Origin of the sequence: Rhizobium sp. ZK1, from assembly GCF_047782645.1 — a bacterium.
In the GTDB taxonomy this organism is placed as follows: Bacteria; Pseudomonadota; Alphaproteobacteria; order Rhizobiales; family Rhizobiaceae; genus Rhizobium.
Window position 1 is genome coordinate 663,027 of record NZ_CP180586.1, and the last position, 24,508, is coordinate 687,534.

Annotated in this window: 25 protein-coding genes and 1 pseudogene; 17 read left to right on the forward strand and 9 right to left on the reverse strand. The window is 61.5% G+C overall.

Annotated elements, in window-relative coordinates; translation table 11 throughout:
* Window positions 1-48 precede the first annotated feature (48 nt).
* Window positions 49-2,346 (forward strand): putative bifunctional diguanylate cyclase/phosphodiesterase, encoded by a 2,298-nt coding sequence (locus ACK9YZ_RS03375; RefSeq protein ID WP_416065665.1) that lies wholly within the window; start codon window positions 49-51, stop codon window positions 2,344-2,346.
* On the opposite strand, the gene ACK9YZ_RS03380 is transcribed toward ACK9YZ_RS03375, so the two are convergent.
* Window positions 2,347-3,318 carry a glycerophosphodiester phosphodiesterase family protein gene (locus ACK9YZ_RS03380; protein ID WP_416065666.1) on the reverse strand — a complete coding sequence of 324 codons (972 nt, stop codon included), beginning with the start codon at window positions 3,316-3,318 and terminating at the stop codon, window positions 2,347-2,349.
* Window positions 3,319-3,452: 134 nt separating this feature from the next.
* Here ACK9YZ_RS03380 and ACK9YZ_RS03385 point away from each other — a divergent pair, with 134 nt between their 5' ends.
* Entirely contained in the window at window positions 3,453-4,019 is a 567-nt protein-coding gene (locus ACK9YZ_RS03385) for a dienelactone hydrolase family protein (protein WP_416065667.1), read from the forward strand.
* Window positions 4,020-4,024: 5 nt separating this feature from the next.
* Here the strand turns inward: ACK9YZ_RS03385 and ACK9YZ_RS03390 are convergent, their stop codons facing one another.
* Window positions 4,025-4,621, reverse strand: coding sequence for a DUF922 domain-containing Zn-dependent protease (locus tag ACK9YZ_RS03390; RefSeq protein ID WP_416065668.1), 597 nt, complete (start codon window positions 4,619-4,621; stop codon window positions 4,025-4,027).
* A gap of 155 nt (window positions 4,622-4,776) precedes the next feature.
* Here ACK9YZ_RS03390 and ACK9YZ_RS03395 point away from each other — a divergent pair, with 155 nt between their 5' ends.
* The 6 genes and pseudogenes from ACK9YZ_RS03395 to ACK9YZ_RS03420 form a co-directional block, all read left to right on the forward strand.
* Complete coding sequence (locus ACK9YZ_RS03395; protein WP_416065669.1) at window positions 4,777-5,787, forward strand: ligase-associated DNA damage response exonuclease; 1,011 nt, start codon at window positions 4,777-4,779, stop codon at window positions 5,785-5,787.
* 3 nt (window positions 5,788-5,790) lie between these two features.
* The gene (locus tag ACK9YZ_RS03400; protein ID WP_416065670.1) at window positions 5,791-7,416 is read left to right on the forward strand and encodes a cisplatin damage response ATP-dependent DNA ligase; all 1,626 of its coding nucleotides are present in this window, start codon (window positions 5,791-5,793) and stop codon (window positions 7,414-7,416) included.
* 115 nt (window positions 7,417-7,531) lie between these two features.
* On the forward strand, window positions 7,532-8,455 hold the full coding sequence (locus tag ACK9YZ_RS03405; RefSeq protein ID WP_416065671.1) for an alpha/beta hydrolase family protein: 924 nt from the start codon (window positions 7,532-7,534) through the stop codon (window positions 8,453-8,455).
* 147 nt (window positions 8,456-8,602) lie between these two features.
* Window positions 8,603-9,415, forward strand: coding sequence for a L,D-transpeptidase (locus ACK9YZ_RS03410; protein ID WP_216757327.1), 813 nt, complete (start codon window positions 8,603-8,605; stop codon window positions 9,413-9,415).
* 175 nt (window positions 9,416-9,590) lie between these two features.
* Window positions 9,591-10,316: a L,D-transpeptidase gene (locus ACK9YZ_RS03415; protein WP_416065672.1), complete on the forward strand. Its 726-nt coding sequence runs from the start codon at window positions 9,591-9,593 to the stop codon at window positions 10,314-10,316.
* A gap of 20 nt (window positions 10,317-10,336) precedes the next feature.
* Window positions 10,337-10,492: pseudogene (locus ACK9YZ_RS03420) on the forward strand (MFS transporter); the annotation flags it as partial.
* A 62-nt stretch (window positions 10,493-10,554) separates the two neighbouring features.
* Here the strand turns inward: ACK9YZ_RS03420 and ACK9YZ_RS03425 are convergent.
* Complete coding sequence (locus tag ACK9YZ_RS03425; RefSeq protein ID WP_416065673.1) at window positions 10,555-11,031, reverse strand: MarR family winged helix-turn-helix transcriptional regulator; 477 nt, start codon at window positions 11,029-11,031, stop codon at window positions 10,555-10,557.
* Between the two features lie 127 nt (window positions 11,032-11,158).
* Here ACK9YZ_RS03425 and ACK9YZ_RS03430 point away from each other — a divergent pair, with 127 nt between their 5' ends.
* Window positions 11,159-11,581 (forward strand): organic hydroperoxide resistance protein, encoded by a 423-nt coding sequence (locus ACK9YZ_RS03430; protein ID WP_416065674.1) that lies wholly within the window; start codon window positions 11,159-11,161, stop codon window positions 11,579-11,581.
* 50 nt (window positions 11,582-11,631) lie between these two features.
* Here ACK9YZ_RS03430 and ACK9YZ_RS03435 read toward each other — a convergent pair whose 3' ends face one another.
* Complete coding sequence (locus tag ACK9YZ_RS03435) at window positions 11,632-12,930, reverse strand: cytochrome-c peroxidase (RefSeq protein WP_416065675.1); 1,299 nt, start codon at window positions 12,928-12,930, stop codon at window positions 11,632-11,634.
* Between the two features lie 211 nt (window positions 12,931-13,141).
* Between ACK9YZ_RS03435 and ACK9YZ_RS03440 the strand changes: the two genes are divergently transcribed.
* Window positions 13,142-14,686 (forward strand): acid phosphatase, encoded by a 1,545-nt coding sequence (locus tag ACK9YZ_RS03440; RefSeq protein ID WP_416065676.1) that lies wholly within the window; start codon window positions 13,142-13,144, stop codon window positions 14,684-14,686.
* Between the two features lie 64 nt (window positions 14,687-14,750).
* On the opposite strand, the gene ACK9YZ_RS03445 is transcribed toward ACK9YZ_RS03440, so the two are convergent.
* The 3 genes from ACK9YZ_RS03445 to ACK9YZ_RS03455 all read right to left on the reverse strand — a co-directional run bounded on the left by ACK9YZ_RS03445 (window position 14,751) and on the right by ACK9YZ_RS03455 (window position 16,675).
* Window positions 14,751-15,740 carry an aldo/keto reductase gene (locus tag ACK9YZ_RS03445; RefSeq protein WP_416066808.1) on the reverse strand — a complete coding sequence of 330 codons (990 nt, stop codon included), beginning with the start codon at window positions 15,738-15,740 and terminating at the stop codon, window positions 14,751-14,753.
* Window positions 15,709-16,116, reverse strand: a complete 408-nt coding sequence (locus tag ACK9YZ_RS03450; protein ID WP_416065677.1) for a MerR family transcriptional regulator — start codon at window positions 16,114-16,116, stop codon at window positions 15,709-15,711. The genes ACK9YZ_RS03445 and ACK9YZ_RS03450 overlap by 32 nt, the downstream gene beginning before the upstream one ends.
* Before the next feature lie 112 nt (window positions 16,117-16,228).
* The gene (locus tag ACK9YZ_RS03455; protein ID WP_416065678.1) at window positions 16,229-16,675 is read right to left on the reverse strand and encodes a MarR family winged helix-turn-helix transcriptional regulator; all 447 of its coding nucleotides are present in this window, start codon (window positions 16,673-16,675) and stop codon (window positions 16,229-16,231) included.
* 89 nt (window positions 16,676-16,764) lie between these two features.
* Here ACK9YZ_RS03455 and ACK9YZ_RS03460 point away from each other — a divergent pair, with 89 nt between their 5' ends.
* The 3 genes from ACK9YZ_RS03460 (at window position 16,765) to ACK9YZ_RS03470 (ending at window position 18,950) form a co-directional block, all read left to right on the forward strand.
* The gene (locus tag ACK9YZ_RS03460) at window positions 16,765-17,508 is read left to right on the forward strand and encodes a DUF899 domain-containing protein (RefSeq protein ID WP_416065679.1); all 744 of its coding nucleotides are present in this window, start codon (window positions 16,765-16,767) and stop codon (window positions 17,506-17,508) included.
* 89 nt (window positions 17,509-17,597) lie between these two features.
* Window positions 17,598-18,062 (forward strand): DUF1579 domain-containing protein, encoded by a 465-nt coding sequence (locus tag ACK9YZ_RS03465; protein ID WP_416065680.1) that lies wholly within the window; start codon window positions 17,598-17,600, stop codon window positions 18,060-18,062.
* Between the two features lie 111 nt (window positions 18,063-18,173).
* The gene (locus tag ACK9YZ_RS03470; RefSeq protein WP_216757336.1) at window positions 18,174-18,950 is read left to right on the forward strand and encodes a VOC family protein; all 777 of its coding nucleotides are present in this window, start codon (window positions 18,174-18,176) and stop codon (window positions 18,948-18,950) included.
* Between the two features lie 148 nt (window positions 18,951-19,098).
* Here the strand turns inward: ACK9YZ_RS03470 and ACK9YZ_RS03475 are convergent, their stop codons facing one another.
* A complete protein-coding gene (locus tag ACK9YZ_RS03475) occupies window positions 19,099-20,634 on the reverse strand; it encodes an ABC-F family ATP-binding cassette domain-containing protein (RefSeq protein WP_416065681.1) in 1,536 nt (511 codons plus the stop codon).
* A gap of 380 nt (window positions 20,635-21,014) precedes the next feature.
* On the opposite strand from ACK9YZ_RS03475, the gene ACK9YZ_RS03480 reads away from it, so the two are divergent.
* From ACK9YZ_RS03480 to ACK9YZ_RS03490, 3 genes are read left to right on the forward strand one after another with little or no spacing between them, the layout of a single operon-like run.
* Window positions 21,015-21,518, forward strand: a complete 504-nt coding sequence (locus ACK9YZ_RS03480) for a GNAT family N-acetyltransferase (protein ID WP_416065682.1) — start codon at window positions 21,015-21,017, stop codon at window positions 21,516-21,518.
* Window positions 21,519-21,570: 52 nt separating this feature from the next.
* On the forward strand, window positions 21,571-21,696 hold the full coding sequence (locus tag ACK9YZ_RS03485) for a hypothetical protein (RefSeq protein ID WP_301925022.1): 126 nt from the start codon (window positions 21,571-21,573) through the stop codon (window positions 21,694-21,696).
* A gap of 54 nt (window positions 21,697-21,750) precedes the next feature.
* Entirely contained in the window at window positions 21,751-22,053 is a 303-nt protein-coding gene (locus ACK9YZ_RS03490) for an alkylphosphonate utilization protein (RefSeq protein WP_183822658.1), read from the forward strand.
* A 106-nt stretch (window positions 22,054-22,159) separates the two neighbouring features.
* Here ACK9YZ_RS03490 and ACK9YZ_RS03495 read toward each other — a convergent pair whose 3' ends face one another.
* Window positions 22,160-23,716: a helicase HerA-like C-terminal domain-containing protein gene (locus ACK9YZ_RS03495; RefSeq protein ID WP_416065683.1), complete on the reverse strand. Its 1,557-nt coding sequence runs from the start codon at window positions 23,714-23,716 to the stop codon at window positions 22,160-22,162.
* Window positions 23,717-23,946: 230 nt separating this feature from the next.
* On the opposite strand from ACK9YZ_RS03495, the gene ACK9YZ_RS03500 reads away from it, so the two are divergent.
* Window positions 23,947-24,342, forward strand: a complete 396-nt coding sequence (locus tag ACK9YZ_RS03500; protein WP_216757342.1) for a hypothetical protein — start codon at window positions 23,947-23,949, stop codon at window positions 24,340-24,342.
* Window positions 24,343-24,508: the final 166 nt, after the last annotated feature.

Consider the following 24,508-nt stretch of genomic DNA (forward strand, 5'->3'; position numbering starts at 1 on the left):
AAATATGACTATTGTGGATAGGCCTGCGTTTACCGGGAGAACAGCGTCATGAATGGAATTGGGGTCCGACGTTGGGAATCTGGTGATACCTTCAGTGCCGAGACGCAGCGTATCGTGGCTGCCACGGAGGCAATGATGGCGGCGACCGCTCATCATCTGTCCGAAGGCATAGAGAACCTCCGCCTCAAGGCAATCGTCCACGAGCTTCCCGATTTTCTTTACGTCAAGGACCGCGATGGTCGCTTCGTCTTCGCCAATGCTGTCATGGCGCGCAGCCACGGGCTGGAGAACGCTGCCGAGGTCGCCGGCAAGCGCGACTTCGACCTGTTCGATTTTGAGACGGCCCGCCGGTATTTCGATGTCGAGCAGGAGATCATGTCGAGCGGCGAGCCCCGCATCGACATGGAAGAACTTGTACCGATGCCGGATGGGGGCACCATGTGTCGCCTGACCTCCAAGATACCGCTGCGCAACGATCGCGGCGAGGTCGTCGGCCTCATCGGTGTGTCCCGCGATATCACCGAGCGCAAGCGGCAGGAGGAGCTCTATCGCGGCCAAGCGAACCTGCTGGAAATGATCGCCCGCAACGAACCCCTGCCGATGATCCTCGAAGCACTGGTGCTGATGATCGAGCGCCAGATGATCGGTATTTCCGGCTCTGTGCTGCTGCTCGACCGCGAGGGCACACGGCTCTACCACGGCGCGGCTCCCAATTTGCCCGGCGCCTACAGCCGGATGATCGACGGTGTTGCCATCGGCCCGAAGGTGGGCTCGTGTGGCACGGCCGCCTGGCGCGGCGAAACTGTCATCGTAGAGGACGTGATAGCCGATCCGCTCTGGGAGGATTTCCGGGTGATGGTCGGCCAGTTCGGCCTCCGCTCCTGTTGGTCGACGCCGATCTGCACCTCGCAGAAAAATGTGCTCGGCACTTTCGCGCTCTATTCGAAAGAAGTGAGACGTCCGACCGAACACGAGATGAGACTGGTGGCGCTCGCCACCCACATTGCCGGCATTGCCATCGAGCGCAAGCGCGTCGATGACCGCATCCATTTCATGGCACATCACGACGACCTGACTGGTCTGCCGAACCGCGCCTTCCTGAAGGAGCGCATGGCGAAGATCCTCGATCAGGCCCGCCGCAACAACCGCAAGGTCACCGTCGGCTATATCGATCTCGACAATTTCAAGGAGATCAATGATACGAGCGGCCACGCCGCCGGCGACGAGGTGCTGAAAGAGACTGCTGCCCGCATGGCGAATTGCGTGCGCGCCTCCGATATGGTCGTGCGCCTCGGCGGCGATGAATTCCTCGTCGTGCTCGTCCACCAGTCCAGCCACGACGCCGGCATCATGCGGCGGCTGCGCGAGCTGCAGAAGGCGATTTCCAAGCCTGTACGCTCCGAAGTTGGTGAGATCGCCGTCACTTCGAGCATCGGCGTTGCCGCCTTTCCGTGGGATGGTGCGACGCCGGACGAATTGCTCGCCAATGCCGACCGTGCCATGTATCGTGCCAAGCAGCTTGGCCGCAACACGCTGCAATACCACGACGGTGTCGTCAGCAATGCCGTCGATCTGCCGCTCAGCGAACAGGAGGAACTGCGCCAGGCGATCGTCGGCGACCAGCTTTTCCTGCTCTACCAGCCGCAGGTCGATGTCGCGACCGGCCGTATCAGCGGTCTCGAAGCCCTGGTGCGCTGGAACCATCCGACCAAGGGCGTGATACCGCCCATGAATTTCATCCCGCTTGCCGAAGAAACCGGTCTCATCGTGCCGCTCGGTCTCTGGGTGCTGAACGAGGCCTGTCGCCAGGCTCGCGCCTGGCAGGACATGGGACTGACGCCATTGACAATCGCCGTCAATGTCTCGCCCAAGCAGTTCGCCGATCCCGATTTCGCCTCACACGTGGCAGAGGCAATTGACAGTCATCGGCTCAATGCGCGCTGGCTGGAGCTGGAGGTGACCGAAAGCGTCATCATGCAGGATGCCGCCCGTGCGCTCTCCATGATGCTGTCGCTGCGTGCGCTTGGCGTGCGTCTGTCGATCGACGATTTCGGCTCCGGCTATTCCTCGCTTGCCGCGCTGAAGACCTTCCCCTTCGACCGGTTGAAGATGGACCGCTCGCTGGTCGAGGCTCTGCCTGCCGATCAGACCGCCGTCGCCATTGCGTCGGCCGTCATTTCGCTCGCCCGGACGCTGAAGCTCTCGGTGCTCGCCGAAGGCGTGGAAACCGACGCGCAGCTGGAATTCCTGCGCCATGTCAGATGCGAGGAGGCGCAGGGTTACCGCTTCTCCAGGCCCGTGGCGCCGGAAGAAATCGTCGTCATGCTGCTGGCGCGCGGCGCCTGATCATTTCACCAGATCGGCGATCGTCTCGATCTCGTTCGTCCATATGCCGCCGGAGTAATTGTCAGGCAGTTGCGCGAGGCGTTCGGCATTGTCGATACCAGTCGAAAAGCCGCCGCCGTGGTAAGGCCCGATAACGAAGACCTGCGTATGTGCATCCTGCATGCGGTTGAGGAACCTGTCTGGCCAGCCCCACAGCCATGGCGCATAATTGATCGGCACCAGCATCATTACATTCCAGCAGTCATCGGGTAGAAGACCTGTCCAGCCGTAGCCGATATAACCGGTGAGGCAGCCCATCAGGCTGGCGCGTGAAGCCGTGCGGATATCAGGCGCCAATTGCCGGAGCCGGTTGATCGGCTCGTTGCCGCCATAGACGATGATCCTGGCGCGCCGCTCAACCGGCAGGCCGTTCAGCACGGCCGCGAGCTTTTCGCCCTCGGAAGGGTCGCGGCTTTTGACATTGATGAGCAGATGTTTGTCCGGGAAGGAGGAAAGCACCTCGTCAAGGGTCGGCATCTGACCGAAGCCTTTGCCACGGAAAGGGAAACTCTTGCCGCCATCGGCCGTGTAGCCATAACCGATGTCGAGTGTCTTCATCTCGGCCATGGAATGTTCGCGCGTGACGCCATGTCCATTCGTGCGGCAATCGAGCGTCCAGTCATGGAAGACGGCGAACTGCCCGTCGGTTGTCGGATGCACGTCGACCTCCACCACGTCGGCGCCGGCGTCGAAACCCGCCTGCATGGAGCGGATGGTATTCTCCAGATAATCGTGCTTCGGCGGCAGCATGCGCGCAGCCGTGCAGGTGTCGTTCTTCAGATCCGTCTCATCGAAGCGCTGGGCGATGCCGCGATGCGCCAGAAGCAGTGGCTTGCCCTCGCGATGTTCGGCTAAAAAGCTGGTATTGTTGAGGTAAATTGCGGCGGCAAAGGCGAGAACCGCCATGCCTGTATATGTGAGCTTCCGTCCCATCATCCCCTCCGGTCGTGCCTCGGCCAATGGCTAGAAAGTGATTCCGGTGGTTCTTTGGCTCATTTGGGGCTTTTATGGGTTAAAGCTCGCCTTCACGTTGCAGAAACCCTATGTTGCAAGACATGGAGATGGCGATGGCGGAGATTGTACTTTTTCATTCAGTCTACGGATTTCGGTCCCTTGAACGGGATGCCGCGGCGCGTCTGCGCGCAGCGGGCCATCAGGTTATGACACCCGATCTCTACGGGGGCAGGGTAGGGCAGACGATCGAAGAAGGTTTCTCCATCCGCAAGGAGATCGGCTGGGCCGAACTCTGCAAGCGGGCCGAAAAGGCGGTTGCCGACCTCCCGGCATCGGCCGTCCTCGGCGGCTTCTCGATGGGGGCGGGTATTGCCGCAAGCCTCTGGCCGAGCCGACCGCAGACATCAGGCATGCTCCTGCTGCACAGTATCGCCGAGATTCCGGCCAATGCGCGCGAAGGCATTCCTGTTCAGGTCCATCTGGCAGACCCTGACGATTTCGAGCCGGCGGATGAAGTGGCGGCATGGCGCGCGCATGCTGCAAGAGCCAATATCAGCCTGGAGGTCTTCCTCTATCCCGGCGTCGGCCATCTCTACACCGATCCGTCGCTCCCTGACTATGACGCAAAGGCGGCGGAGGCCACCTGGAGCCGCGTCGACGCTTTCCTCGCCGCGCTCTGAACCGGTCAGGGACCGTTCACCAGCTTCAGGATGAGCTGCTGGATGTTGCCGCCCTCGCTCATTTCCAAGCGGTCGAAATCCCGGCCGCGCTGGCGCTGCTTGTTGGAGAGCTCGCCGAGCCGCACCGTCAGCTCGGGCCTGATCTTCTTGCAGCCGGGATCGTCGGGCACGGAGAAGCCGTTGCTCAACGCCTCGATCTCCTTGACCATCTCGACGATCGTCTCGCCGTGCCAGCGCTCATGGGTGCGCACGCCTGATATGAAGCTATCCCAGCTTGCCTTGGTGGCCACCGGCAGGTCGGTCGGCGCTTTCGGAAGCGTGTAGATGATGGTGAGCTTCGGCTTTGCCGATGTCAGCGTGCAGGCACTGCCCTGCTGTTCATATTTGCGCGTCCAGGTCAGCTTGAAGGTCGTATGCGCGATGACCCGGCCCGGCCCGGCCTGCGGCCCGCGTTCGCCGATGGACCGGTAAAGTTCCATGCCGGTGCGGCCGGTGATCGCGTAAGCCTTCACTTCCTCACTTGGCTGCCAGTCGGCTGCCGAGGCCGCGCCAGGCAGCATCAGCCCGAGCGCCAGTAGTGCATATCCGAAAACAGTCCGCATGCGCCCTCATTCGCTTCCCTGCTGCAGCGCCGGCGAAGCTAATGGGGGTTGCGGGAGGATGCAATGGACGAAGCCTGCATGCCACGCCTCGGCTGGTAAATTTGGCGCCGTGTATCCCTCTGGCGCAAAACGCAATTCCCACTATCTTTGCTGTCATGAGACCAGACGCGCTGCTCTATCCCGCCCCCGAAGGACTCTATTGCCCGGAAGGCGACTTCTATGTCGATCCGGTGCGGCCGGTGGAGCGGGCGCTCATCACCCACGGCCATTCCGACCACGCCCGTCCGGGCCATGTGAACGTGCTCGCCACTCGCCAGACCCTCGACATCATGCGCATCCGCTATGGTAACGGCTTCTCAGCCAGCGAACAGCCGGTCGCTTTCGGGGAGGAACTCGTCGTCAACGGCGTGAAGGTGTGTTTTCATCCTGCCGGTCATGTTCTCGGGTCGGCGCAGATCGCCATCGAGAAGAACGGCACGCGCATCGTCGTTTCAGGCGATTACAAGCGCCGGCCCGACCCGACCTGCGAAGCCTATGTGCCGGTACCCTGCGATGTGTTCATCACCGAGGCGACCTTTGGCCTGCCGGTCTTCCACCATCCCGATCCGATCGACGAGACCGGCAAGCTCCTCGCCTCGCTGCGCCAGTTTCCCGAACGCACGCACCTCGTCGGCGCCTATGCGCTCGGCAAGGCGCAGCGCGTCATCCGCCTGCTGCGTGATGCGGGTTATGGCGAGCCGATCTACATCCACGGCGCTATGGAACGGCTCTGCGACTATTATATCAGCCAGGGCATCGATCTCGGCGAACTCCTTCCGGCGACGATCGAAAGCCGCGACAAGTCCGCCTTCAAGGGCGCCGTCGTCGTTGGCCCATCCTCGGCTTTTGCCGACCGCTGGGCACGCCGCTTCAACGATCCGCTGCCGTCTTTCGCTTCGGGCTGGATGATGGTGCGCCAGCGTGCCAAGCAGCTCGGAGTCGAACTGCCGCTCGTCATCTCCGATCATTGCGACTGGCCGGAACTGACCGAGACGATCACCGAGCTCGCCCCGCAGGAAGTCTGGGTTACCCATGGCCGCGAGGAGGCGCTGGTCCGCTGGTGCGAGCTGCAGGGCATGAAGGCCAAGCCGCTGCATCTGGTGGGCTATGAGGACGAGGGGGATTGAAACATGAAAGCCTTCGCCGATCTCCTCGACCGCGTGGTCCTCACTCCCAGCCGCACCGGCAAGCTGAAACTGCTGACCGACTACTTCCGCAACACGCCGGACCCGGACCGAGGCTACGGCCTTGCCGTGATCGCCGGCACGCTGGAGGTGCGCAACGTCAAGCCCGCCATGCTGCGCGAACTGGTGCTGGAACGCATGGACGACGTGCTCTTCCGCTATTCCTACGACTATGTCGGCGACCTCGCCGAAACCATCTCGCTGGTCTGGGACAATGAGCGCGATATCGACCGCTCCGCTCTCGCCCAGCCGCGCCTCGGCGAGGTGGTCGTCCAAATGAATTCGCTCGGCCGCACGGAGGTGCGCAGCTTCGTGCGCGACCTGCTCGACCGGCTCGATTCCTCCGGCCGCTTCGCCTTCATCAAGCTGGCGACCGGGGCGCTGCGTATCGGCGTTTCCGCCCGCCTCGCCAAGCAGGCGCTCGCCGATCTCGGCGATAGGGACGTCACCGAGATCGAGACTCTCTGGCATGGTCTGCAGCCGCCCTATGAAAGCCTGTTTAAATGGCTTGAGGGCGGCGAGGAAAAGCCGGTGCTGGCAACGCCTGCCATCTTCCATTCCGTCATGCTCGCCAATCCGGTAGAGGAAGGGGATCTCGCCAATCTCGATCCCGTCGATTACGCAGCCGAATGGAAATGGGACGGCATTCGCGTCCAGCTTTCCCGTTCCGGCGAGACGCGCAGGATCTATTCCCGTTCCGGTGATGATATCTCCGGCGCCTTTCCCGATATTCTGGAATCGATCAGCTTTTCCGGCGTCATCGACGGCGAGCTTCTGGTCGGCGGCACGGCACGTTCGAATAATCCGACCCGCACCTTCTCCGATCTGCAGCAGCGCCTGAACCGCAAGACAGTAACGTCAAGGATGCTGGAGGAGTATCCGGCTTTCATCCGCGCTTACGACATGCTTTTCGACGACGAGCAGGATGTGCGCGGCAGGAATTATGTCGAGCGTCGTGACCGGCTTTCAGAAATTATCGACCGTGCCCCGCATGACCGCTTCGACCTCTCGCCGCTTGTGTCCTTCGCGACGTGGGAGGATCTGGACGGTCTGCGCGCAGCCCCGCCCGACCCTGTCATCGAAGGCGTGATGATCAAGCGCCGCGACAGCATCTATCAGGCTGGCCGCATGAAGGGGCCGTGGTTCAAGTGGAAGCGCAACCCCTACAACGTCGATGCCGTGCTGATGTATGCCCAGCGCGGCCACGGCAAGCGCTCCAGCTATTATTCGGATTTCACGTTCGGCGTATGGGCGGACGACGAGGATGGCGAACAGCTCGTCCCCGTTGGTAAGGCCTATTTCGGCTTCACCGATGCCGAACTCGAAGTGCTGGACAAGTTCGTGCGGAACAATACGACGGAACGCTTCGGTCCGGTCAGGGCTGTCAGGGCCGACAAGGAATTCGGCTTCGTGGTGGAAGTCGCCTTCGAGGGAATCAACCGATCCACTCGTCACAAGTCAGGCGTCGCCATGCGCTTCCCCCGCATTGCGAGATTGCGCCCCGACAAGCCCTCCTACGAGGCCGATCGCCTGCGCACCCTCATCGCCATGATCGACGCCAAGGCGGGTTGACGATATCTGCCTGCGCAACAATGACGCAGGCTCCCCGTTTTCAACAGCATGTGTATTGGCGGCAACGCTCTTCCGGTGCAGATTTTTTGAGCCGGGGAAATGATGGGTGCCGTGTATGAGCTCGCAAGAACGAAATGCCTTTTTCCGTCAACGCCGCGGCCTGCTTGCAGGCATGGCCGGTTCTCTTTTGATGCCAGGCATTGCGAATGCCTTCGATGTGCCCGACGTTCCGAGGCTCGCCAAGCATGACTATGCCGGCGTTCGCCGCCACTTCCGTACCAAGCTGCTGCAGAAAGGGCCGGCGCCGGACAAATACGAGCCGCTGACGGCACCCGCCGATGCCGACCGCATCTTCTACCGCTCCGGCTACGGCGGCGAGCTGGAACTGACGGCCTGGGTGTCCAAATACAGGCGCGAGCGCAAGGCCAAACCCGGCATCCTCTTCCTTCACGGCGGCAACGCCATGGGCATGGGCCACTGGCAGCTCGTGAAGCCTTACATGGATGCCGGCTATGTCGTGATGATGCCGTCCATGCGCGGTGAAAACGGCCAGATGGGCAATTTCTCCGGCTTTTATGACGAAGTGGACGACGTGCTCGCCGCGACCGAGCGCTTGCGCCATCTGCCGGGCGTCGATCCCGAGCGCCTCTTCATCGCGGGTCATAGCGTCGGCGGCACGCTGACCATGCTGACGGCGATGAGTACGCATCGTTTTCGGGCGGCCGTGCCGATTTCAGGCAACGCAGACGCCTTCCGCTTCTTCAACCGCTATCCCGAAGACATCCGCTTCGACGATTCCAACACGCATGAATTCGAGGTGCGCACGGCGCTTTGCTACGCGCACAGCTTCAAATGCCCGGTGCGCGTGCTGCACGGCAAGGAAGAGTCCCACTTCAACGATCGCGCCGATCTGCTCGTCTCGCGTGCCCGTGCGGCGGGTACGCATATCGAAGCCGATACGGTCGCCGGCAACCACACCTCGGCGCTGCCGGCCGAGATCGCGCAAAGCATCCAGTTCTTTCACGGTGTGGCGGCCTGATAGTTGCCGGATGCGGGTCAGGCGACTGCCTGCATCGTCAGACTTTTTCGGCCGCTTTCAGCTTCGGCCGCCAGCCTCGCGCCAGCCGCGAATGCCATCCTGCGAGCAGATAATGCTGTCTCTGTTATCGCTGATGAGGATGGTTTCATGAATTTTCTGCGCCGGGCTTTCCCGTTTGCCGGGCTCGTTGCTGCCGCGACGTCACTTAGTGGCTGCAATATTATCGTTCCGGATGTCGCGGCCGATTCTCCGGCGCGCTTCGTGCAGGAAATCTCGCCGGTCTTCTACGAGCCGCCGGGCGTCGATCCGCGCCGCGTCAAGCCGATCCCCGATCAGCCGGTGCCGCAGACGCGAGAACTCTACAAGACCCAGTTCCACCAGACTTACGGCCTGCCGGTCAGCAACCCGCTGCGCCTCGATATGGGCAGGTACGGCCAGGTCAGGGACGGCGATTTCACGCTGCCGGCCATCCCTGCCAGCCGCATCCAGCCGGAATATCTGCGCCAGGAGGTCGATTACCAGACCAACGAGCGCCCCGGCACGATCGTCGTCGATACCAAGGACCGCTTCCTCTATTTTGTCGAAGGCAATGGCAAGGCCATGCGCTACGGCGTTGGTCTCGGCCGCGAGGGCTTCGCCTGGAAGGGCCGCGGCGTCATCCAGTGGAAGCAGAAGTGGCCGCGCTGGACACCGCCGGTCGAAATGGTCTCCCGCCAGCCGGAAGTTCGCCCCTTCTCTGCGGAAAATGGCGGCATGAATCCGGGCCTCGCCAATCCCCTCGGCGCCCGCGCCATGTATATTTTCAAGAACGGCCAGGACACCCTCTATCGCATCCACGGCACCCCCGATTGGCAGTCGATCGGCAAGGCGGTTTCGTCCGGCTGTGTACGCATGCTCAATCAGGATGTGGTCGACCTTTACGACAGAGTGCCGGCCAAGTCCGAGATCGTTGTGATGTAGGGCTGCAACAGGGCAGGCGAGATCGTCTGCCCGGAGCCGGACACGTCTGCGTGATGCTATGGTTTATTCAGCATAAGCCGATAGATCTTTCCTTGTCGATTTCGGCATTGGACGAATCAGGGGTGAGCTGCGTTTATTGCGAGCCCCGCATCACGAAGGAAACCAGTCCCGCGTCATGAGCCTCGATAAACCTCTCTCCCGTCGTAGCTTTCTTTCCTTTTCGGCTTTAACAGCGGCTTCCGCGCTGGCAGGCTGTGCCTCCACTTCGAATACGGTCGAAAATGGCGACATGCAGATCAGCTACCGCTCTCCTTTCCGCCCGTTCCAGACGACGAGCGTGCCCGGTGAAGCAGAACTTGCCGTCATGTACGGCCCAATCGAAGACGGCGGTTTCCTCATCCCCGCCGTTCCCTACCAGCAGATCGATCCGCGCTACTATCGCCAGCAGGTCGTGGATCCGACGGGCCAGCCGCCCGGCACCATCGTTGTCGATACGCCCTCGCGTTTCCTCTATCTCGTCCAACCCGGCGGCATGGCGATGCGCTACGGCGTCGGCATCGGCCGTGAAGGTTTCGCCTGGTCGGGTAACGGCGTGATCCAGTGGAAGCAGAAATGGCCGCGCTGGAAGCCGCCGAACGAGATGGTTGCCCGCCAGCCGGAGCTTGCGAAATACTCGATCGAGCGTGGCGGCATGGAGCCAGGCCTCTTGAACCCGCTCGGTGCGCGCGCGCTCTACATCTTCTCCGACGGTGAAGATACGCTTTACCGCTTGCACGGCAATCCCGAATGGCGCTCCATCGGCAAGGCCGTCTCGTCGGGCTGCGTGCGCCTGCTGAACCAGGACATTATCGACCTCTACGATCGCGTCCCCAATAAAACCCCGATCGTTGTTTGGCAGTGAGCTGCGGTCGGGCGAAGCCCGAGCAATCGGGTCTTGCTTCCGGTCTGCTCTTTGCTTCCTTCCGGATCGGCGGCATCGTCTTCGTGGCGTTGCTGGCGATCCTGATCACCCTGCTTGCCGCTGTCGGCCCGAAGACCGCAACGGTTCGCCAGCAGGCCTATCAGACCGCGGAATAACGCAAATTGCCCGCGTCTATCAGGCGCGGGCATTCTGTCTGAGGCCGTAGTTCCGTCTCCGCCTATATGCTGGCGTTGAGATTGCCCCGCAGCCGGTGCAGCATGTCGCGCATGACGGCCATTTCCTCCAGCGTACAGCCGATCGCCTCGCCGATCGAAGACATGATCGTATTGAGCTCGCCCTTCATCGACTGACCCTTCGGCGTCAGCGACACGATGACCTGCCGTTCGTCACGGGAATCGCGGAGGCGCTTGATGAGGCCGTTCTGCTCCAGCCGCTTGAGGAGGGGGGAGAGCGTGCCGGAATCGAGATCGAGCTGTTCGCCGATCGTTTTGACCGGCAGTTCGGCCTTTTCCCAAAGCACCAGCATGACGATATATTGCGGATAGGTGAGGCCCACCCTGTCGAGTATGGGCTTGTAGGCACGGGTGAAGGCATGCGCCGTCGCATAGACCGCGAAACAGAGCTGCTTCTCCAGCCGCTTTTCCTCTTCCGGTATTTCCATCACTTTCGCCGTTCTCGCTTTCATCGCTGCCATCCCCAGAGGTCTCACTGTCCTCTTTTCAAATTCTGAATGCAATTTGCAAAATTCACTTGCGTACAATTTAATTGGACGTTATTAAAAACTCAACCCGGACGAACGGGGCTAACCAAAGGAGATTGTCATGCCTATTCTCTACACGACCAAAGCTTCTGCCACCGGTGGCCGCGCAGGCCGCGCCGTTTCTGAAAACGGCGTTCTCGACGTCACGCTGACCGTGCCGAAGGAGCTCGGCGGCGACGGCGCAACCGGCACCAATCCCGAACAGCTCTTCGCAGCCGGCTATTCGGCCTGCTTCCTCGGTGCTTTGAAATTTGTGGCCGGCAAGGAAAAGGTCAAGATTCCCGAGGAAACAACGGTTTCCGCAACCGTCGGCATCGGCCCGCGTGAAGATGGCGGCGGCTTCGGCATCGAAGTTGCGCTGACGGTCAACATCCCGGGTGTCGATAAGGCAACCGCCGAAAAGCTCGCTGCGGCCGCCCATATCGTCTGCCCTTACAGCCACGCCATGCGCACCTCGACCGAAGTTCCGGTCACGGTTGTCTGATTGTCCTGCAGCGCCAGTGAATAAAGGCCGGGGCATCACTCCGGCTTTTTTCAGTGCGCCGCTTGTTGTTCCGGGCTGGGCAACTGATCCGCATCGGTCAGCGTGCCCAAGAAGGCGACGATGTCGTCGATCTCCGATTCCGTCAGTGCCGGCGGGTCGCCGGGCTTGCGGCCGAAGGGCGGGTCGCAGTTGAGATTGTCCCAATAGGCCTGCGGAACATCGTCATATTTGCGGATCGTACCGTCGGCATCCCGAGGGTACCACCGACCGGGATCGCTGTCGCGCGTGGCGTAGAAGGAAACGACATCGCGTAGCGAATGGAAGTAGCCGTTGTGGAAGAAGCTCTTCTTCAGCGCCACATTGCGCAGCGTCGGCGTGCGGAACAGGCCGCAATAGTCCGGCCGATCCGTGAAGTCGGTACGCTGAGGGCCGCAGAGGCCGAGATCGTGATAATCAGGGTCGCTGTTGGCGGGGATCGCCATGTTGCGCGGCACCGCCACCCCCAGGAAGCCGAAGTCCGAAAACTGCGGCGGCTCGCCGTCATTGCCGGGCTCGCTCAGATGACAGCTCGAACAGTTTCCCTTGGCCGGATCTTCGAAGAGATCGCGCCCATGCAGCTCCTGCTTTGTCAGAGTGCCCTTGCCGGCAAGGAAGGCGTCATAGCGGCTGGAATAGGGATAGAAGTCCGCTCTGCTCTGCTCGAAGGTGCTGAGCGCCTCGACCACACCCCGGAAGGCATCCTTGGCATCGCCGAAAATCTCCTGGCCGAAAATCTCCCTGAAATCGTCGGCATAGGGCGCCTTGCTGAGTGAGGTGACGACTTGGGCTTCATCCCTGTTGCCCATTTCGAACGGTGAAAGCAGCGGGATCTTGGCCTGGTCATAGCCGTGGTCCACGCGCCCGTCCCAGGTCAGGCCGCCGGTCGGCCCGTTGTCGACGCTTTCGTCGCCTTCATCCTCGGAATCGTAGAAATGCTCGGTGAAGGAGGGGACCGCCTGCAGATAGCGCAAGGTCGGCACGGCGCGCAGGCCCGGCTGGTCCATATGCGGCCCGCCCATTTCGACCGGCGTCGCGGCGGCCGGGGCGAAAGCATGATGCGGATCGTGGCAGGAGGCGCAAGCCTGTACGCCGGAGGCCGAAAGCGAGGCATCGGAGAACATCTTGCGGCCGAGTTCCTTCAGGGCTTCGGCGCGGGCATAGGCCTCCGCCCGCGACATCGGACCGGGGTGTATGCCGCCGGTGATGGCCGCGCTGCTTTGCCGCAGGGGCGGAAGGCTGAAACCAAGCGCAGTCGCCGCCAAACCGAGCGCCAGACCGGATCGCAGCAGCCAGATAATCTTTGTCGTCATGCCAAGGATTCCAATGGGTTAACATCGTCCTCCCCATGATCGAACCTGACTGCAACAGATTGATGACGCGCGCCTGCCAGCCGTGGCGACGACCCGCCCGATGTCACAAAGTTGATAGACGGCAGGAATAGCGTCGCGCTTGCGCTTAGGCCTTTTCATTTCCGCCGGGCGCTCCTCTAGCCACGCCCCCTTAGCCATGAGGTATACCGCCATGACCAGACTGAAGCTTCTCCGCAATCTTTCGCTGGCCGGCTCGGCCATGCTGCCGCTGGTATCAGCCACGGCCGCTCATGCTGCGCCCGCCGGCATGGACAAGATCCAGAATATCGTCGTCATCTACGCCGAAAACCGCAGTTTCGATAACCTCTATGGCAGCTTTCCGGGCGCCAATGGCCTCTCCAATGTCAGCGAAGGCCAGGCACGCCAGCTCGATCGCGATGGCGCGCCGCTTGCCGAACTGCCGCCGGCCTGGGGCGGCCTGACCGCCAAGGGTGTGACGCCAGCCGTCACCGAGGCGCAGTCCGCACATCTCGCCAACGCCGCCTTCTCGATCGACGATCCCAAGGGTTTCGCGCAGTCGCCTTCCGTCATCACCCGCGACCTCTGGCACCGCTTCTATCAGGAGCAGATGCAGATCGACGGCGGCAAGAACGACAAGTTCGTCGCCTGGGCCGATTCCGGCAGCCTCGTCATGGGCCACTATGACGGCTCTATCCTGCCCATGTGGCAGGTCGCCAAGAAATACGTTCTCGCCGACAACTTCTTTCAGGGCGCCTTCGGCGGCTCCTTCCTCAACCACTTCGCACTGGTCTGCGCCTGCGCGCCCTATTATGCCGACGCTGACAAGAGCCCTGCCAAACCCACCATCGCCAAGGTTGATGCAGACGGCACTTCGCTGACCGTTGCCGAAAATGCACCAAAATCCGCCCTCGAAGGCGCTCCGAAATTCGTCTCCGACGGCAACCTCACGCCTGATTTCTACGCCGTCAACACCATGCAGCCACCCTACCAGCCGAGCGCCAATGCCCCGGCCAAGGATGGCGATACAGCCTATGCCGATCCTTCGCAGCCGAACACCCTGCCGCCGCAGCATGAAATCACCATCGGCGACCTGCTGTCGCTGAAGGGCGTCGCCTGGGCATGGTATAGCGGCGCCTGGCAGGCAGTCCTTGACGGCAAAAATGCCACGCCGGTGCCGAACTTCCAGTTCCACCATCAGCCCTTCAACTACTTCGCCAATTTCGCGCCGGGCACGTCCGCTCGTGCCGAGCACCTGAAAGACGGCGGCCTTGCCGGGGAAGCCTTCATCAAGGATATCGACGACGGCAAACTGCCGACCGTCTCCTTCTACAAGCCGCAGGGCAATCTCAACGAACACGGCGGCTACGCCGATATTTCGAGTGGTGACCAGCATCTTGCCGATCTGATCTCGCATCTGGAGAGGAGCCCGCAATGGGGCCACATGCTCGTGGTCGTCACCTATGACGAAAACGGCGGCTTCTGGGATCACGTCGCGCCGCCGAAGGCCGATCGCTGGGGACCGGGCAACCGCATCCCGGCCTTCATCATCTCGCCCTACGCCAAGGGCGGCATGGTCGATCACACGCAGTACGACACGACCTCGATCCTGCGCCTGATCACCGCCCGCTACGACCTGCCGGTGCTGCCGGGCCTGCTCGCCCGCGACAAGGCGCTGGCGCTGAACAACGAGCCGCCGATGGGCAATCTGACGGCCGCCCTCGACCTGACGCGCTGATGCCGCGGCAATGTCTTGTCTTCTCCCCGGATGCCGGGGAGAAGACTTCGTCCTGTCAGGATGTTCATCCGTTGACTTCGCGCATGCCCATTTCGCCGTACCGATCTCCGACAGCGCGGGGCAGGGTCCTGGCGATTTCCTCGAGATCCTGTGCCGTCAGATCGATGGCGGCCGCTCCAAGATTTTCGTCCAGCCGGCTGCGGCGGCGGGTGCCGGGGATCGGCACGATATCTTCGCCTTGGGCCATCACCCAGGCAAGAGCCAGCTGGGCTGGTGTCACGTTCCTGCGGCGCGCAATCTCTTCGACCACGGCGACCAGTTCGAGGTTCCGCTCGAAATTGTCATCGATGAACCGTGGCGAGGTCCGCCTGTAGTCGTCAGGCGCAAGATCGTTGATAGACCGGATGGCGCCCGACAGGAAACCGCGCCCGAGCGGCGAATAGGCGACGAGGCCAATCCGGAGTTCGCGCAGCGTCTGCAGCACGCCACCTTCAGGATCGCGGGACCAGAGCGAATATTCGCTTTGGACAGCCGTGACGGGATGCACGGCATGCGCCCGGCGGATCGTCTCAGGGCTGGCTTCCGACAGGCCGATATGCCTGACCTTGCCGGCTTCGACGAGCTCCTTCATCGCGCCCACGGTTTCCTCGATCGGCGTTTCGGGATCGACGCGGTGGAGATAATAGAGGTCGATGTGGTCGACGCCGAGGCGCCGCAAGGACCCTTCGCAGGAGGCCTTGGCATAGTCGGGCCGCCCGTTGACTGTCTGGGTGCCAGGTATTGCTTCTAATCCGCGTACGATGCCGAACTTGGTTGCAAGCACCACCTGCTCACGCCGGCCTCTGATCGCTTCCCCCACAAGCTCTTCGTTGGTATGCGGGCCGTAGACATCGGCGGTATCGAGCAGAGTTACGCCGCGATCGAGCGCATGATGGATCGTGGCGATCGCCTCGCCCCTGTCCGCTTCCGTTGCGCCATAGGCCCAACTCATGCCCATGCAGCCGAGACCAATCGATCCCACCTCAAGTCCTTGCCCGAGCCGGCGTCTCTGCAATGTTCCGTTTGTCATCTCTCATCCTTTCTTCCGCCTCCGAATAGGAGGCGATTTTGCCGTCGAGGACGCGAAGGCAGGCTTCGAGATCAGTCAAATGGACCCGGACACGCTCACGATGCTCTTCGAGCATCTCTCGACGCTCGCTGAAAGTGGCTTTCCCCTTGTCGGCAAGCTTTGCGTAAAGCAGCATGTCGCGGATCGGCATGCCCGTCGTCTTCAGACGGCCGACAAACTCGATCCAGGAAAGGATGGAAGCGTCGTAGTCGCGTTGTCCGGATCGATCGCGGTCGGCAAAGGGAAGCAAGCCGATACGCTCGTAATAACGCAGCGTATGAGCCGACAGACCGCACCGTTTCGCGAGGTCACTGATCTTCATGGGACACCTGTTCTCGTCACGACGCCAAGGAAGCTACGGCTTCGAGCGCACTCTAAGTCAAGAGGCTTTTGGCGGCTGATTTTGCAGTCGTCAGATTCCGGGTTTTGCAGGATCACGCCAGACGCTGCAGGTCGCGCCTCAGCCCATCCGCATCGCCATTTGGCAGTTTTGCTTCCAGCGCCGCATGCGTGCTCTCCCAGATAGGCAGCGCCTTTCGCAGCGCCGCCCGCCCATCATCCGTCAGGCAGAGCAGGCGGCCGCGCCGATCCCTCGGGTTCGGCACCACATCGACGAAACCCTTGCGCTGCAGCGGCTTCAGTGCCGCCGTCAGCGTCGTCTGGTCCATGGCGAGCAGGCTCGCGACGGGACCCATCGGCGGCGGTTCCGGCCGGTTCAGGGACATCAGCAGGGAGAACTGGCCGTTGGTAAGGCCGACGGGCCGCAGCGCGTCGTCGAACAGCCTTGCGAGCGCACGGGCGGCGCGCTGCACATGCAGGCACAGGCATGTGTCCCGCACCAGAAGCGTTGTCGAAAAAGGAATCGCGACCGGATTTGACATGATCTATTTCTATTGATATCAATGTATTTAGTCAAGAAGAGGAGACTATCTGCCGGAAAATGCCGGCGCGCCGGAGGAGGGCGTAGACGATGCTGAACAAGATGACTCAAAATCCCGTCGTTTCCCGCGAGGAATGGCTCGAAGCCCGCCGGGCTTTGCTCCTGAGAGAGAAAGAGGCGACCCATCTGAGAGACAAGGTGAATGCCGAGCGCATGGCTTTGCCCTGGGTGAAAGTCGACAAGGACTATATGTTCGACACGCCGCAGGGGGCGAAATCGCTCGCCGACCTTTTCGATGGCCGCAGCCAGTTGATGGTCTATCATTTCATGTTCGGCCCCGAATGGGAGGCCGGTTGCCCCGGCTGCTCATTCCTCGCCGATCATCTTGACGGCACGCTGCCCCACCTCAACCACCACGACGTGACCCTTGTTGCCGTCGCCCGTGCGCCGCTCGCCAAGATCGAGGCCTACAAGAAGCGCATGGGCTGGAATTTCCCTTGGGTTTCGTCCTTCGGCAGCGATTTCAACTTCGATTATCATGTATCTTTCACGCCTGAGGACCTTGCCAAAGACAAAGTCTTTTATAACTTCTCGCCCACAGCGCCCTCTGACGCCAATGACGAACTGCCTGGACTTTCGGCCTTCTACAAAAATGAGAAGGGGGAAGTGTTCCATACCTATTCGAGCTATGCTCGCGGTGCGGAAGAAATCCTCGGAACGTTGATGATCCTGGATCATGCCCCCAAGGGCCGCAACGAAGATTCGACCATGGATTTCGTAAAACGCCACGATGAATATGAGGAAGCTCCCCAGGCTTCATCCTGCTGCCACTAACGCAGTTCCAGCAAAAGTATTGCGCGGTTTTGCGTTCGGAATTGCTTGAAACATCTAGCCAGCCATCCATCATCCGGAGGAGAAGGACGATGAAGACTGCAGAAGTGCTGAAGGAGCATGCTTTCCTGGAGAGAATGGTCGGTCACTGGGCCGTTGCCGCTTCGGACATGACCGGCGACAAGCCTTGGGAGGAGACCGTGCGCTCCCTGCAAGGCATCTGGTTCGTTGCCGAAGGCACCGGTGAAATGACCGACGGCAAGCAGGCGACGACGATCCTGACCCTCGGCTACGACCCGAGCAAAAGCAAATATGTAGGCAGCTGGATCGGCTCGATGATGGACTACATGTGGACCTATGAGGGCGAGGTCGAGCCCTCGGGTAATGTTCTGTCGCTCTACACCAGGGGGCCGGCCTTCGAAGGCGATGGCTTTGCCGACTATCGCGAGCAGATCACCTTCCTCGACGACAACGTCAGAACCTTCACGTCAAGCGTCAAGGAAGCTGACGGCACCTGGAAGCAGTTCATGGAAGTCAAATATACCCGCAAGCGCTGAAATCGCCGGGACATCTCAAGCGCAATTCCAGCAAAAGTGCGAGAGCGGTTTTGTGTCCGGAATTGCGTAAAATAACGAGACAGAACTCAAGCGTGGACCGAGGAGAACACGATGTCCAATACGCATGGCAAGTTCATATGGTGCGAACTGATGACGCCGGACCCCGATGCGGCGGCAAAATTCTACGGATCGGTCGTCGGCTGGACATCGAGCAAAATGCCGGCGGCGGACCAGCCGGAATATGTCATCTTCGAAGCAAACGGCGTCAGGGTCGCCGGCATGATGCCTTTTCCGGCAGAGCTGGAAGGGCAGGGCATTCCGCCGAACTGGACCGGTTATGTCGCCGTCGACGATGTCGATCAATCGGCGCGCGACTTCTCGGCAAATGGCGGCACCGTCCGCCGCCAGCCGGCCGATATTCCGGGCATCGGCCGCTTTGCCGTGGTAGCCGATCCTGACGGAGCGGTGCTCTGCATCATGACGCCGCTGCCGATGGAAAATCCGCCACCGGAACTGCCCTTCGACACGCCCGGCCATGTCGGCTGGCGCGAGCTCTACGCCAACGATGGCGCCAAGGCCTTCGACTTCTATTCCAAGCTCTTTGGCTGGACGAAGGACCAGGACTTCGACATGGGACCGATGGGCATCTACCACATCTTCGCCGAACACGGAAAACAGACCGGCGGCATGATGACCCGCCCGCCGGAAGTCGGCATGGCCTTCTGGTCCTATTATTTCACCGTGCCGGCGCTCGATGCTGCGATCGAGCGCGTCAATACCGGCGGCGGCAAGGTCGTCAACGGTCCCATGGAAGTTCCCGGCGGCTGGGTCTGTCAGGGGATGGATCCGCAGGGGGCCTATTTCTGCCTCTCGGCGGGCAAGCGGTAGATCGCAGAATAGCGCGTATGCATCTCACGCTTCTTCATTCCTGAAAAAGGCAGGAACGAAGAGTTTGAATTGCGTGCCGTCTGGCCCCTCATCTGCCTGCCGGCATCTGAGGGGGCCACACGACGCGACTGACGACGAGGTGTAGCCTTCAAACACCGCTATTCAGCCCGCCAACGCTCGCAAAGAACCCTTCCGGGCTCTCCACTTCCACCAGCTTTTTCCGCTCGATCAGCCAGAAGCGATTGCCGACCGCCCGCACGAAACTGCGGTCGTGCGAGACGAGCAGGCAGCTTGCCTCATGCGCCATCAGCTCCCTCTCCAGCGCCTCCTGCCCCTCGATATCGAGATGGTTGGTGGGCTCGTCGAGCAGGTAGAAGTTCGGCTGCGTCAGCCTGAGCACCAGCATGCCGAGCCGCGCCTTCTGCCCGCCGGATAGCAGCCTTACGGGCTTGCCCTGCATCTCGATCGTCATCCCGGCGCCGGCAAGCAGCGAACGCGCCCGCTGGTCGCCGACATCGAAGCGGCGGATGATCGTCTGCAGCGGTGTGTCGGCATCGCTGAGATCGGCAAGCAGCTGGTCGCCATAGCCGAGCACCAGCGAGGGTGTGGCCTTGATGCCGGCCTTTGCCGTGTCGGGCTCGGCGATCGCCGCGCGTAGCATGGAGATCAGCCGCGACTTGCCGGCGCCGTTGAGGCCGAGCAGCACGATGCGGTCGCCCTGGCAGATGAACTGCCGGCCCGTGCGGAAGAGCAGGGTGCCATCAGGCGTCGTGACCTCTGCATCTTCAAGCGTCATCAGAACCTTGGCATGCGTGCCCCGATTGGCGAGCCGGATTGCGCCGGCCGACCGTTCCAGATGGGCGGGCTTTGCCGTCTCCTCCAGCTTTTCGGCGCGTTGTTTCAGCTGTTTCGTCTTGACCACCAGCAGGTCGCTGCCGGAATTGATGCCGATATTGTTGAGCTTCGCCGCCTGCTTGCGAAGCTGCTCGACCGTCTTCATGTCCTTTTCGTAGCGTCGCGCATCTGAAGCATCCGCTTCGTCGAGGGCGGCACGCGCCCGGCTGTAGGGCAGGGCGAAGGCAGCCGATTGCTCCGGCCGCAGGAAGAGGGTCCGGTTGGTCGTCGCATCGAGAAAGGCGCGGTCGTGGCTGGAGATGATGACGGGCGTGTCGCGCGGCAGCATATTCAGCCAGGTCTCGAGCTGTGCGATCTTTTCGAGATCGAGATGGTTGGTCGGCTCGTCGAGCAGCAGCACATCGGGTTCGTTCACCCATGTGCGGGCGATCAATGCCAGCCGCTGCCAGCCGCCGCTGAGCTGCCGAAGCTGCCGTTCGCGCAACTCCTCGGGCACTTCGAGCGATTCCAGCACGACATCCGCCCGCCAGCTTTCGCTTTCGGCCTGGTCGGGCGCAAGGGCGTGCAGGACGGCGTCGCGGAAAGTGGCGTCGAGAAGGGCTGACGGCACATTCTGCTCGACATGGCCGATGGTGAGCCCCCGCGCTTTGGTGATCTCGCCTTCGGTCGGCTCCAGTGTTCCCGTCATGATCCTGAGCAGGGTGGATTTGCCGCGCCCGTTCGCAGCCACGAGGCCAAGCCGGTCGCCGGCATTGACGACGAGGTTGAGCTTCGAGAACAGCGGCGCGGACAGCACGATGCTGAGATTGCGGATATTGATGAGGGTCATGATCTGATCCTGGTCTTGCCGAGCGATCACGCATATCCGGGGCTTCCAGCCATCGACGGAAAAGCGCGTTATGCTTGGCGGATTATGAAATGCTGCGGCTTGAACGGCGGGCATTCAGGTGCAGCAGGGCCACTAGGGGCAGACCAGGAAGAGATTAGCGAGAAACGGTCTCTGGTCAGCCCTGCAAACGCATCTGCAGGGCGTTGACTGGGCCACGCTGGCGATGATGCCGGAAATAGGTATTCACGCGCAGCCCTCCTTTTTTCTCGGTTGCAGCGGAGAAATACCATTGCTTGCGGCTGGAAACAAGGGATCACGATGGCAGCAAACACGCTCAGATGGTATGAAAGGCCTTCATCAGCCGGGATCGGGGACGTGAGATGATTTCCGTTTCAAGGGTAGGCAGCACCGAAGATTTCGTGATCGCCGCCGGCTTCTGCGAGGCGCTCGGTGCCTTGGATGTGGAACTCGGGCGTGCCCACGGTGTCCCCGCCGAAATCGTCACGGCGCTTTTCCACGGCGAAAATCACGAAAGCCTCGCCCGGAAATACGGCTCCGACGACGCCATGATGTTCATCGCCCGATGGGAGGGAGCGCCGGCGGGCTGCATCGCACTCGCACCATTCGAGACGGATGCCATGGAAATCCATAAATTCTTCGTGGACCCCGCTTTTCGCGGCCGGGGCGTCGGCAATGTGCTGATGCAAAGGGTGTTCGCCGAAGCGAAGAAGAGCACACGCACCACCATGCTCGTCAATACCGCAGCCTATTTGAAGAGCGCACTCTCCCTCTACGAAGCCTTCGGCTTCGATCATTGCCCGCCTTTTCACGCTGTGCCCGCTGAAATCAGCCATACCGAAGTCTTCATGTCACGGCCGCTTTGATGGCGACATAATTGCCGCAGGGGATGTTGGCGCATCATCAGGAAAGCGTGGCATGCTCGTCGCCCATTTGCCGGCAGGCCCACGTGACGCGCTCTTCGGCCTGCCGGGCTTCTTCAAGCTGAAGCCGGCGGACGGCGCACTTCCCGGTCTGCCACTGCGGTTGCGCAACAGCGTGTGATCGTATAAGCGGCCGACCATGAACTGAGGAAATTCCTGATTGAGGGTGAATGTCATGGCCGGTGGTGACGACGAATATGTTTACGACGAGGCGACGGGCGAATGGCGCCCGGCCTCCGAGATGACCGCAGCCGCACAGGCCGCGTCCGAGGTTCGCGACGCCTCGGGAAACGTCTTGAAGGATGGTGATTCCGTTACGCTTATCAAGGACCTCAAGGTCAAGGGCGCCAATCAGACGCTGAAGCAGGGCACGGTCATTCGCTCGATCCGTCTGACGGACAATCCGGAGGAGATCGACTGCCGTCACGATACGATCAAAGGTCTCGTCCTGCGCACGGAATTTGTCCGTAAGCGCTGATAAAGCATGCCGCGCAGAACTGTGCCGCGGTTTGCGCATGATGACCTAGATCAAACAAGAACTTAAAGCGTGGCAAACGCATCTGGAAGATCGCCACGCTTTGGTCTCAGCGCTTCAGGCTTCCCAATATGCCCCTTACCAGCGCCCTCCCGACCTGGGTCGCCACGGTGCGCGCAACGCTCTTCATCGCCGCTTCCACGACCGTTTCGCGCTGATAGCCGGAGCGGCCACGGGACTGGCCTCGAGTGGGTTGGTCGTCGTCGCCACCACCGAAGCCGGGGAGCGTCCAGCCGGACGTGGTGTTGCCCTCCTGCGGGGCCTCTTCCTGCGCCCGCTTGGCGGCCTCGGAATCGGCGGCCTTCCTGGCGCGTGCGGCCAGCATCTCAAAGGCGGATTCGCGGTCCACGTCCTCGTCATAGACGCCCAGCACGGGGCTGCGGTCCATGATCTGTTGACGCTCGGCATCGCTCACCGGTCCGACGCGGCCGGACGGCGGGCGGATCAGCGTGCGCTCGACGATCGAAGGCGCGCCCTTGGCTTCCAGCGTCGAGACCAGCGCCTCGCCGGTGCCGAGATTGGTGATGACGGTGGCGCAATCGAAAGCCGGGTTCGGACGGAAAGTATCGGCCGCCGTCTTCACCGCCTTCTGTTCGCGCGGCGAATAGGCGCGCAAAGCATGCTGCAGGCGGTTGCCGAGCTGGGCGAGCACCGTCTCCGGCACGTCGAGCGGGTTCTGCGTGACGAAATAGACGCCGACGCCCTTCGAACGGATGAGGCGTACCACCTGCTCCACGCGCTCGGTCAGCACCTTTGGTGCATCGTTGAAGAGCAGATGCGCTTCGTCGAAGAAGAAGACGAGCTTCGGCTTGTCGGGGTCGCCGACCTCAGGCAACTCTTCGAAGAGCTCGGAAAGCAGCCACAGCAGGAACGTGGCGTAGAGGCGCGGGTTCATCATCAGCTTGTCGGCGGCAAGCACGGAGATCTGCCCGTAACCGTTGTTCGACGTGCGCATGATATCGGAAATCTTCAGTGCCGGTTCGCCGAAGAAATGTTCCGCACCCTGCTGTTCCAGCACCAGCAGCGCCCGCTGGATCGAGCCGACGGAAGCTTTGGAAATCAGGCCGAACTGGCTGGAAAGCTCTGAGGCGTTCTCGCCCATATAGTTGAGCAGCGCCGTGAAATCCTTGAGGTCGAGCAGCGGCAGGCCGGCCTTGTCGGCGATCTTGAAGGCGATGTTGATGACGCCTTCCTGCGGCTCGGAGGCATCCATCAGGCGGGCGAGCAGCAGCGGCCCCATCTCGGCGACGGTCGTGCGTACCCGGTGCCCTTTCTCGCCGAAAAGATCCCAGAAGATGACCGGGAACTGGTCGAACTCATAGTCGGTAAAGCCGATCTGCTCGGCGCGTTTGGTGAGGAAATCCTTCGGCTCGCCCCTGGCGGCGATGCCCGAAAGGTCGCCCTTGATATCGGCGGCGAAAACCGGCACGCCGGCTCTCGCGAAGCCCTCTGCCAGCACCTGTAGCGTCACCGTCTTGCCGGTGCCGGTCGCACCCGTCACGAGCCCGTGGCGGTTGCCGAACTTGAGGTCGAGATATTCGCCCTTGTTGATGCTGTCATCAGGATTGCGGCTTGCGCCGATGAAAATCTTGTCGTCCTCGAGCATGTAAGAATATCTCCCTCGGGCGATGCCGCCGCTTCATCCCAGAATATGCGATAATCCTCTTTCCGCACATTCATGCAAATATCGTTTGTCTGTTATATGCAGGCGACAGGAGACGGACAACTGTCTGTGTTAAAACGAAAAGCAGGAAAGAGGCGCCTCACAAAGCGCCGCTTGAGTTGCCGCCTCGATTCGATTACGTTGACGTTAACGTCAAAAACAGGAGGCAGACGATGAATGAAATTGTGACTGAAATCGCCAATCGCGTGGGCATTTCGCCTGAACTGGCAGAAAAGGCGCTCGGCATGATGCTAGGCTTCCTGCAGCGCGAAGCGGCCGACGGCCCGGTTGCCGAGATGATCGAGAAGATCCCCGGCGCCACCGAACTCGTCGCCCGGTTCAACGGCGAAGGTTCCAGCAATGGCGGCGGTCTGCTCGGCGGCCTCATGAGCGCGCTCGGTGGCGGCGGCATCATGGGCCTCGGCCAGCAGCTGATGAGCGAAGGTCTCGGCATGAGCGAGATCACCTCGCTCGCCAAGGAGACCATCGCGATTGCCAAGGAACATGCCGGTGAGGAAGTGGTCGACCAGGTCGTCGCCTCCGTGCCCGGCCTCAGCCAGTTCGTCTGAGATCACGAATCTCTCGAAGGCTCCGCAATTTGCCTTCGGCGTGAAGAATCTGTTCCACCACTAAGCATTTCGCCCGCTCGACGGACAATAACGGCGGCAAGTTCGTGGGCCAGCCGCGCGCCTCCTTCGTCGACGCATCAATCGCCTTTTAAGGCATGATCAATCC

Excerpts from the sequence above, each read along its gene's own strand:
- ACK9YZ_RS03375 (WP_416065665.1), top strand. The coding sequence starts at position 49 with ATGAATGGAATTGGGGTCCGACGTTGGGAATCTGGTGATACCTTCAGT.
- ACK9YZ_RS03380 (WP_416065666.1), bottom strand. The coding sequence starts at position 3,318 with ATGGGACGGAAGCTCACATATACAGGCATGGCGGTTCTCGCCTTTGCC.
- ACK9YZ_RS03385 (WP_416065667.1), top strand. The coding sequence starts at position 3,453 with ATGGCGGAGATTGTACTTTTTCATTCAGTCTACGGATTTCGGTCCCTT.
- ACK9YZ_RS03390 (WP_416065668.1), bottom strand. The coding sequence starts at position 4,621 with ATGCGGACTGTTTTCGGATATGCACTACTGGCGCTCGGGCTGATGCTG.
- ACK9YZ_RS03395 (WP_416065669.1), top strand. The coding sequence starts at position 4,777 with ATGAGACCAGACGCGCTGCTCTATCCCGCCCCCGAAGGACTCTATTGC.
- ACK9YZ_RS03400 (WP_416065670.1), top strand. The coding sequence starts at position 5,791 with ATGAAAGCCTTCGCCGATCTCCTCGACCGCGTGGTCCTCACTCCCAGC.
- ACK9YZ_RS03405 (WP_416065671.1), top strand. The coding sequence starts at position 7,532 with ATGAGCTCGCAAGAACGAAATGCCTTTTTCCGTCAACGCCGCGGCCTG.
- ACK9YZ_RS03410 (WP_216757327.1), top strand. The coding sequence starts at position 8,603 with ATGAATTTTCTGCGCCGGGCTTTCCCGTTTGCCGGGCTCGTTGCTGCC.
- ACK9YZ_RS03415 (WP_416065672.1), top strand. The coding sequence starts at position 9,591 with ATGAGCCTCGATAAACCTCTCTCCCGTCGTAGCTTTCTTTCCTTTTCG.
- ACK9YZ_RS03425 (WP_416065673.1), bottom strand. The coding sequence starts at position 11,031 with ATGGCAGCGATGAAAGCGAGAACGGCGAAAGTGATGGAAATACCGGAA.
- ACK9YZ_RS03430 (WP_416065674.1), top strand. The coding sequence starts at position 11,159 with ATGCCTATTCTCTACACGACCAAAGCTTCTGCCACCGGTGGCCGCGCA.
- ACK9YZ_RS03435 (WP_416065675.1), bottom strand. The coding sequence starts at position 12,930 with ATGACGACAAAGATTATCTGGCTGCTGCGATCCGGTCTGGCGCTCGGT.
- ACK9YZ_RS03440 (WP_416065676.1), top strand. The coding sequence starts at position 13,142 with ATGACCAGACTGAAGCTTCTCCGCAATCTTTCGCTGGCCGGCTCGGCC.
- ACK9YZ_RS03450 (WP_416065677.1), bottom strand. The coding sequence starts at position 16,116 with ATGAAGATCAGTGACCTCGCGAAACGGTGCGGTCTGTCGGCTCATACG.
- ACK9YZ_RS03455 (WP_416065678.1), bottom strand. The coding sequence starts at position 16,675 with ATGTCAAATCCGGTCGCGATTCCTTTTTCGACAACGCTTCTGGTGCGG.
- ACK9YZ_RS03460 (WP_416065679.1), top strand. The coding sequence starts at position 16,765 with ATGCTGAACAAGATGACTCAAAATCCCGTCGTTTCCCGCGAGGAATGG.
- ACK9YZ_RS03465 (WP_416065680.1), top strand. The coding sequence starts at position 17,598 with ATGAAGACTGCAGAAGTGCTGAAGGAGCATGCTTTCCTGGAGAGAATG.
- ACK9YZ_RS03470 (WP_216757336.1), top strand. The coding sequence starts at position 18,174 with ATGTCCAATACGCATGGCAAGTTCATATGGTGCGAACTGATGACGCCG.
- ACK9YZ_RS03475 (WP_416065681.1), bottom strand. The coding sequence starts at position 20,634 with ATGACCCTCATCAATATCCGCAATCTCAGCATCGTGCTGTCCGCGCCG.
- ACK9YZ_RS03480 (WP_416065682.1), top strand. The coding sequence starts at position 21,015 with ATGATTTCCGTTTCAAGGGTAGGCAGCACCGAAGATTTCGTGATCGCC.
- ACK9YZ_RS03485 (WP_301925022.1), top strand. The coding sequence starts at position 21,571 with ATGCTCGTCGCCCATTTGCCGGCAGGCCCACGTGACGCGCTCTTCGGC.
- ACK9YZ_RS03490 (WP_183822658.1), top strand. The coding sequence starts at position 21,751 with ATGGCCGGTGGTGACGACGAATATGTTTACGACGAGGCGACGGGCGAA.
- ACK9YZ_RS03495 (WP_416065683.1), bottom strand. The coding sequence starts at position 23,716 with ATGCTCGAGGACGACAAGATTTTCATCGGCGCAAGCCGCAATCCTGAT.
- ACK9YZ_RS03500 (WP_216757342.1), top strand. The coding sequence starts at position 23,947 with ATGAATGAAATTGTGACTGAAATCGCCAATCGCGTGGGCATTTCGCCT.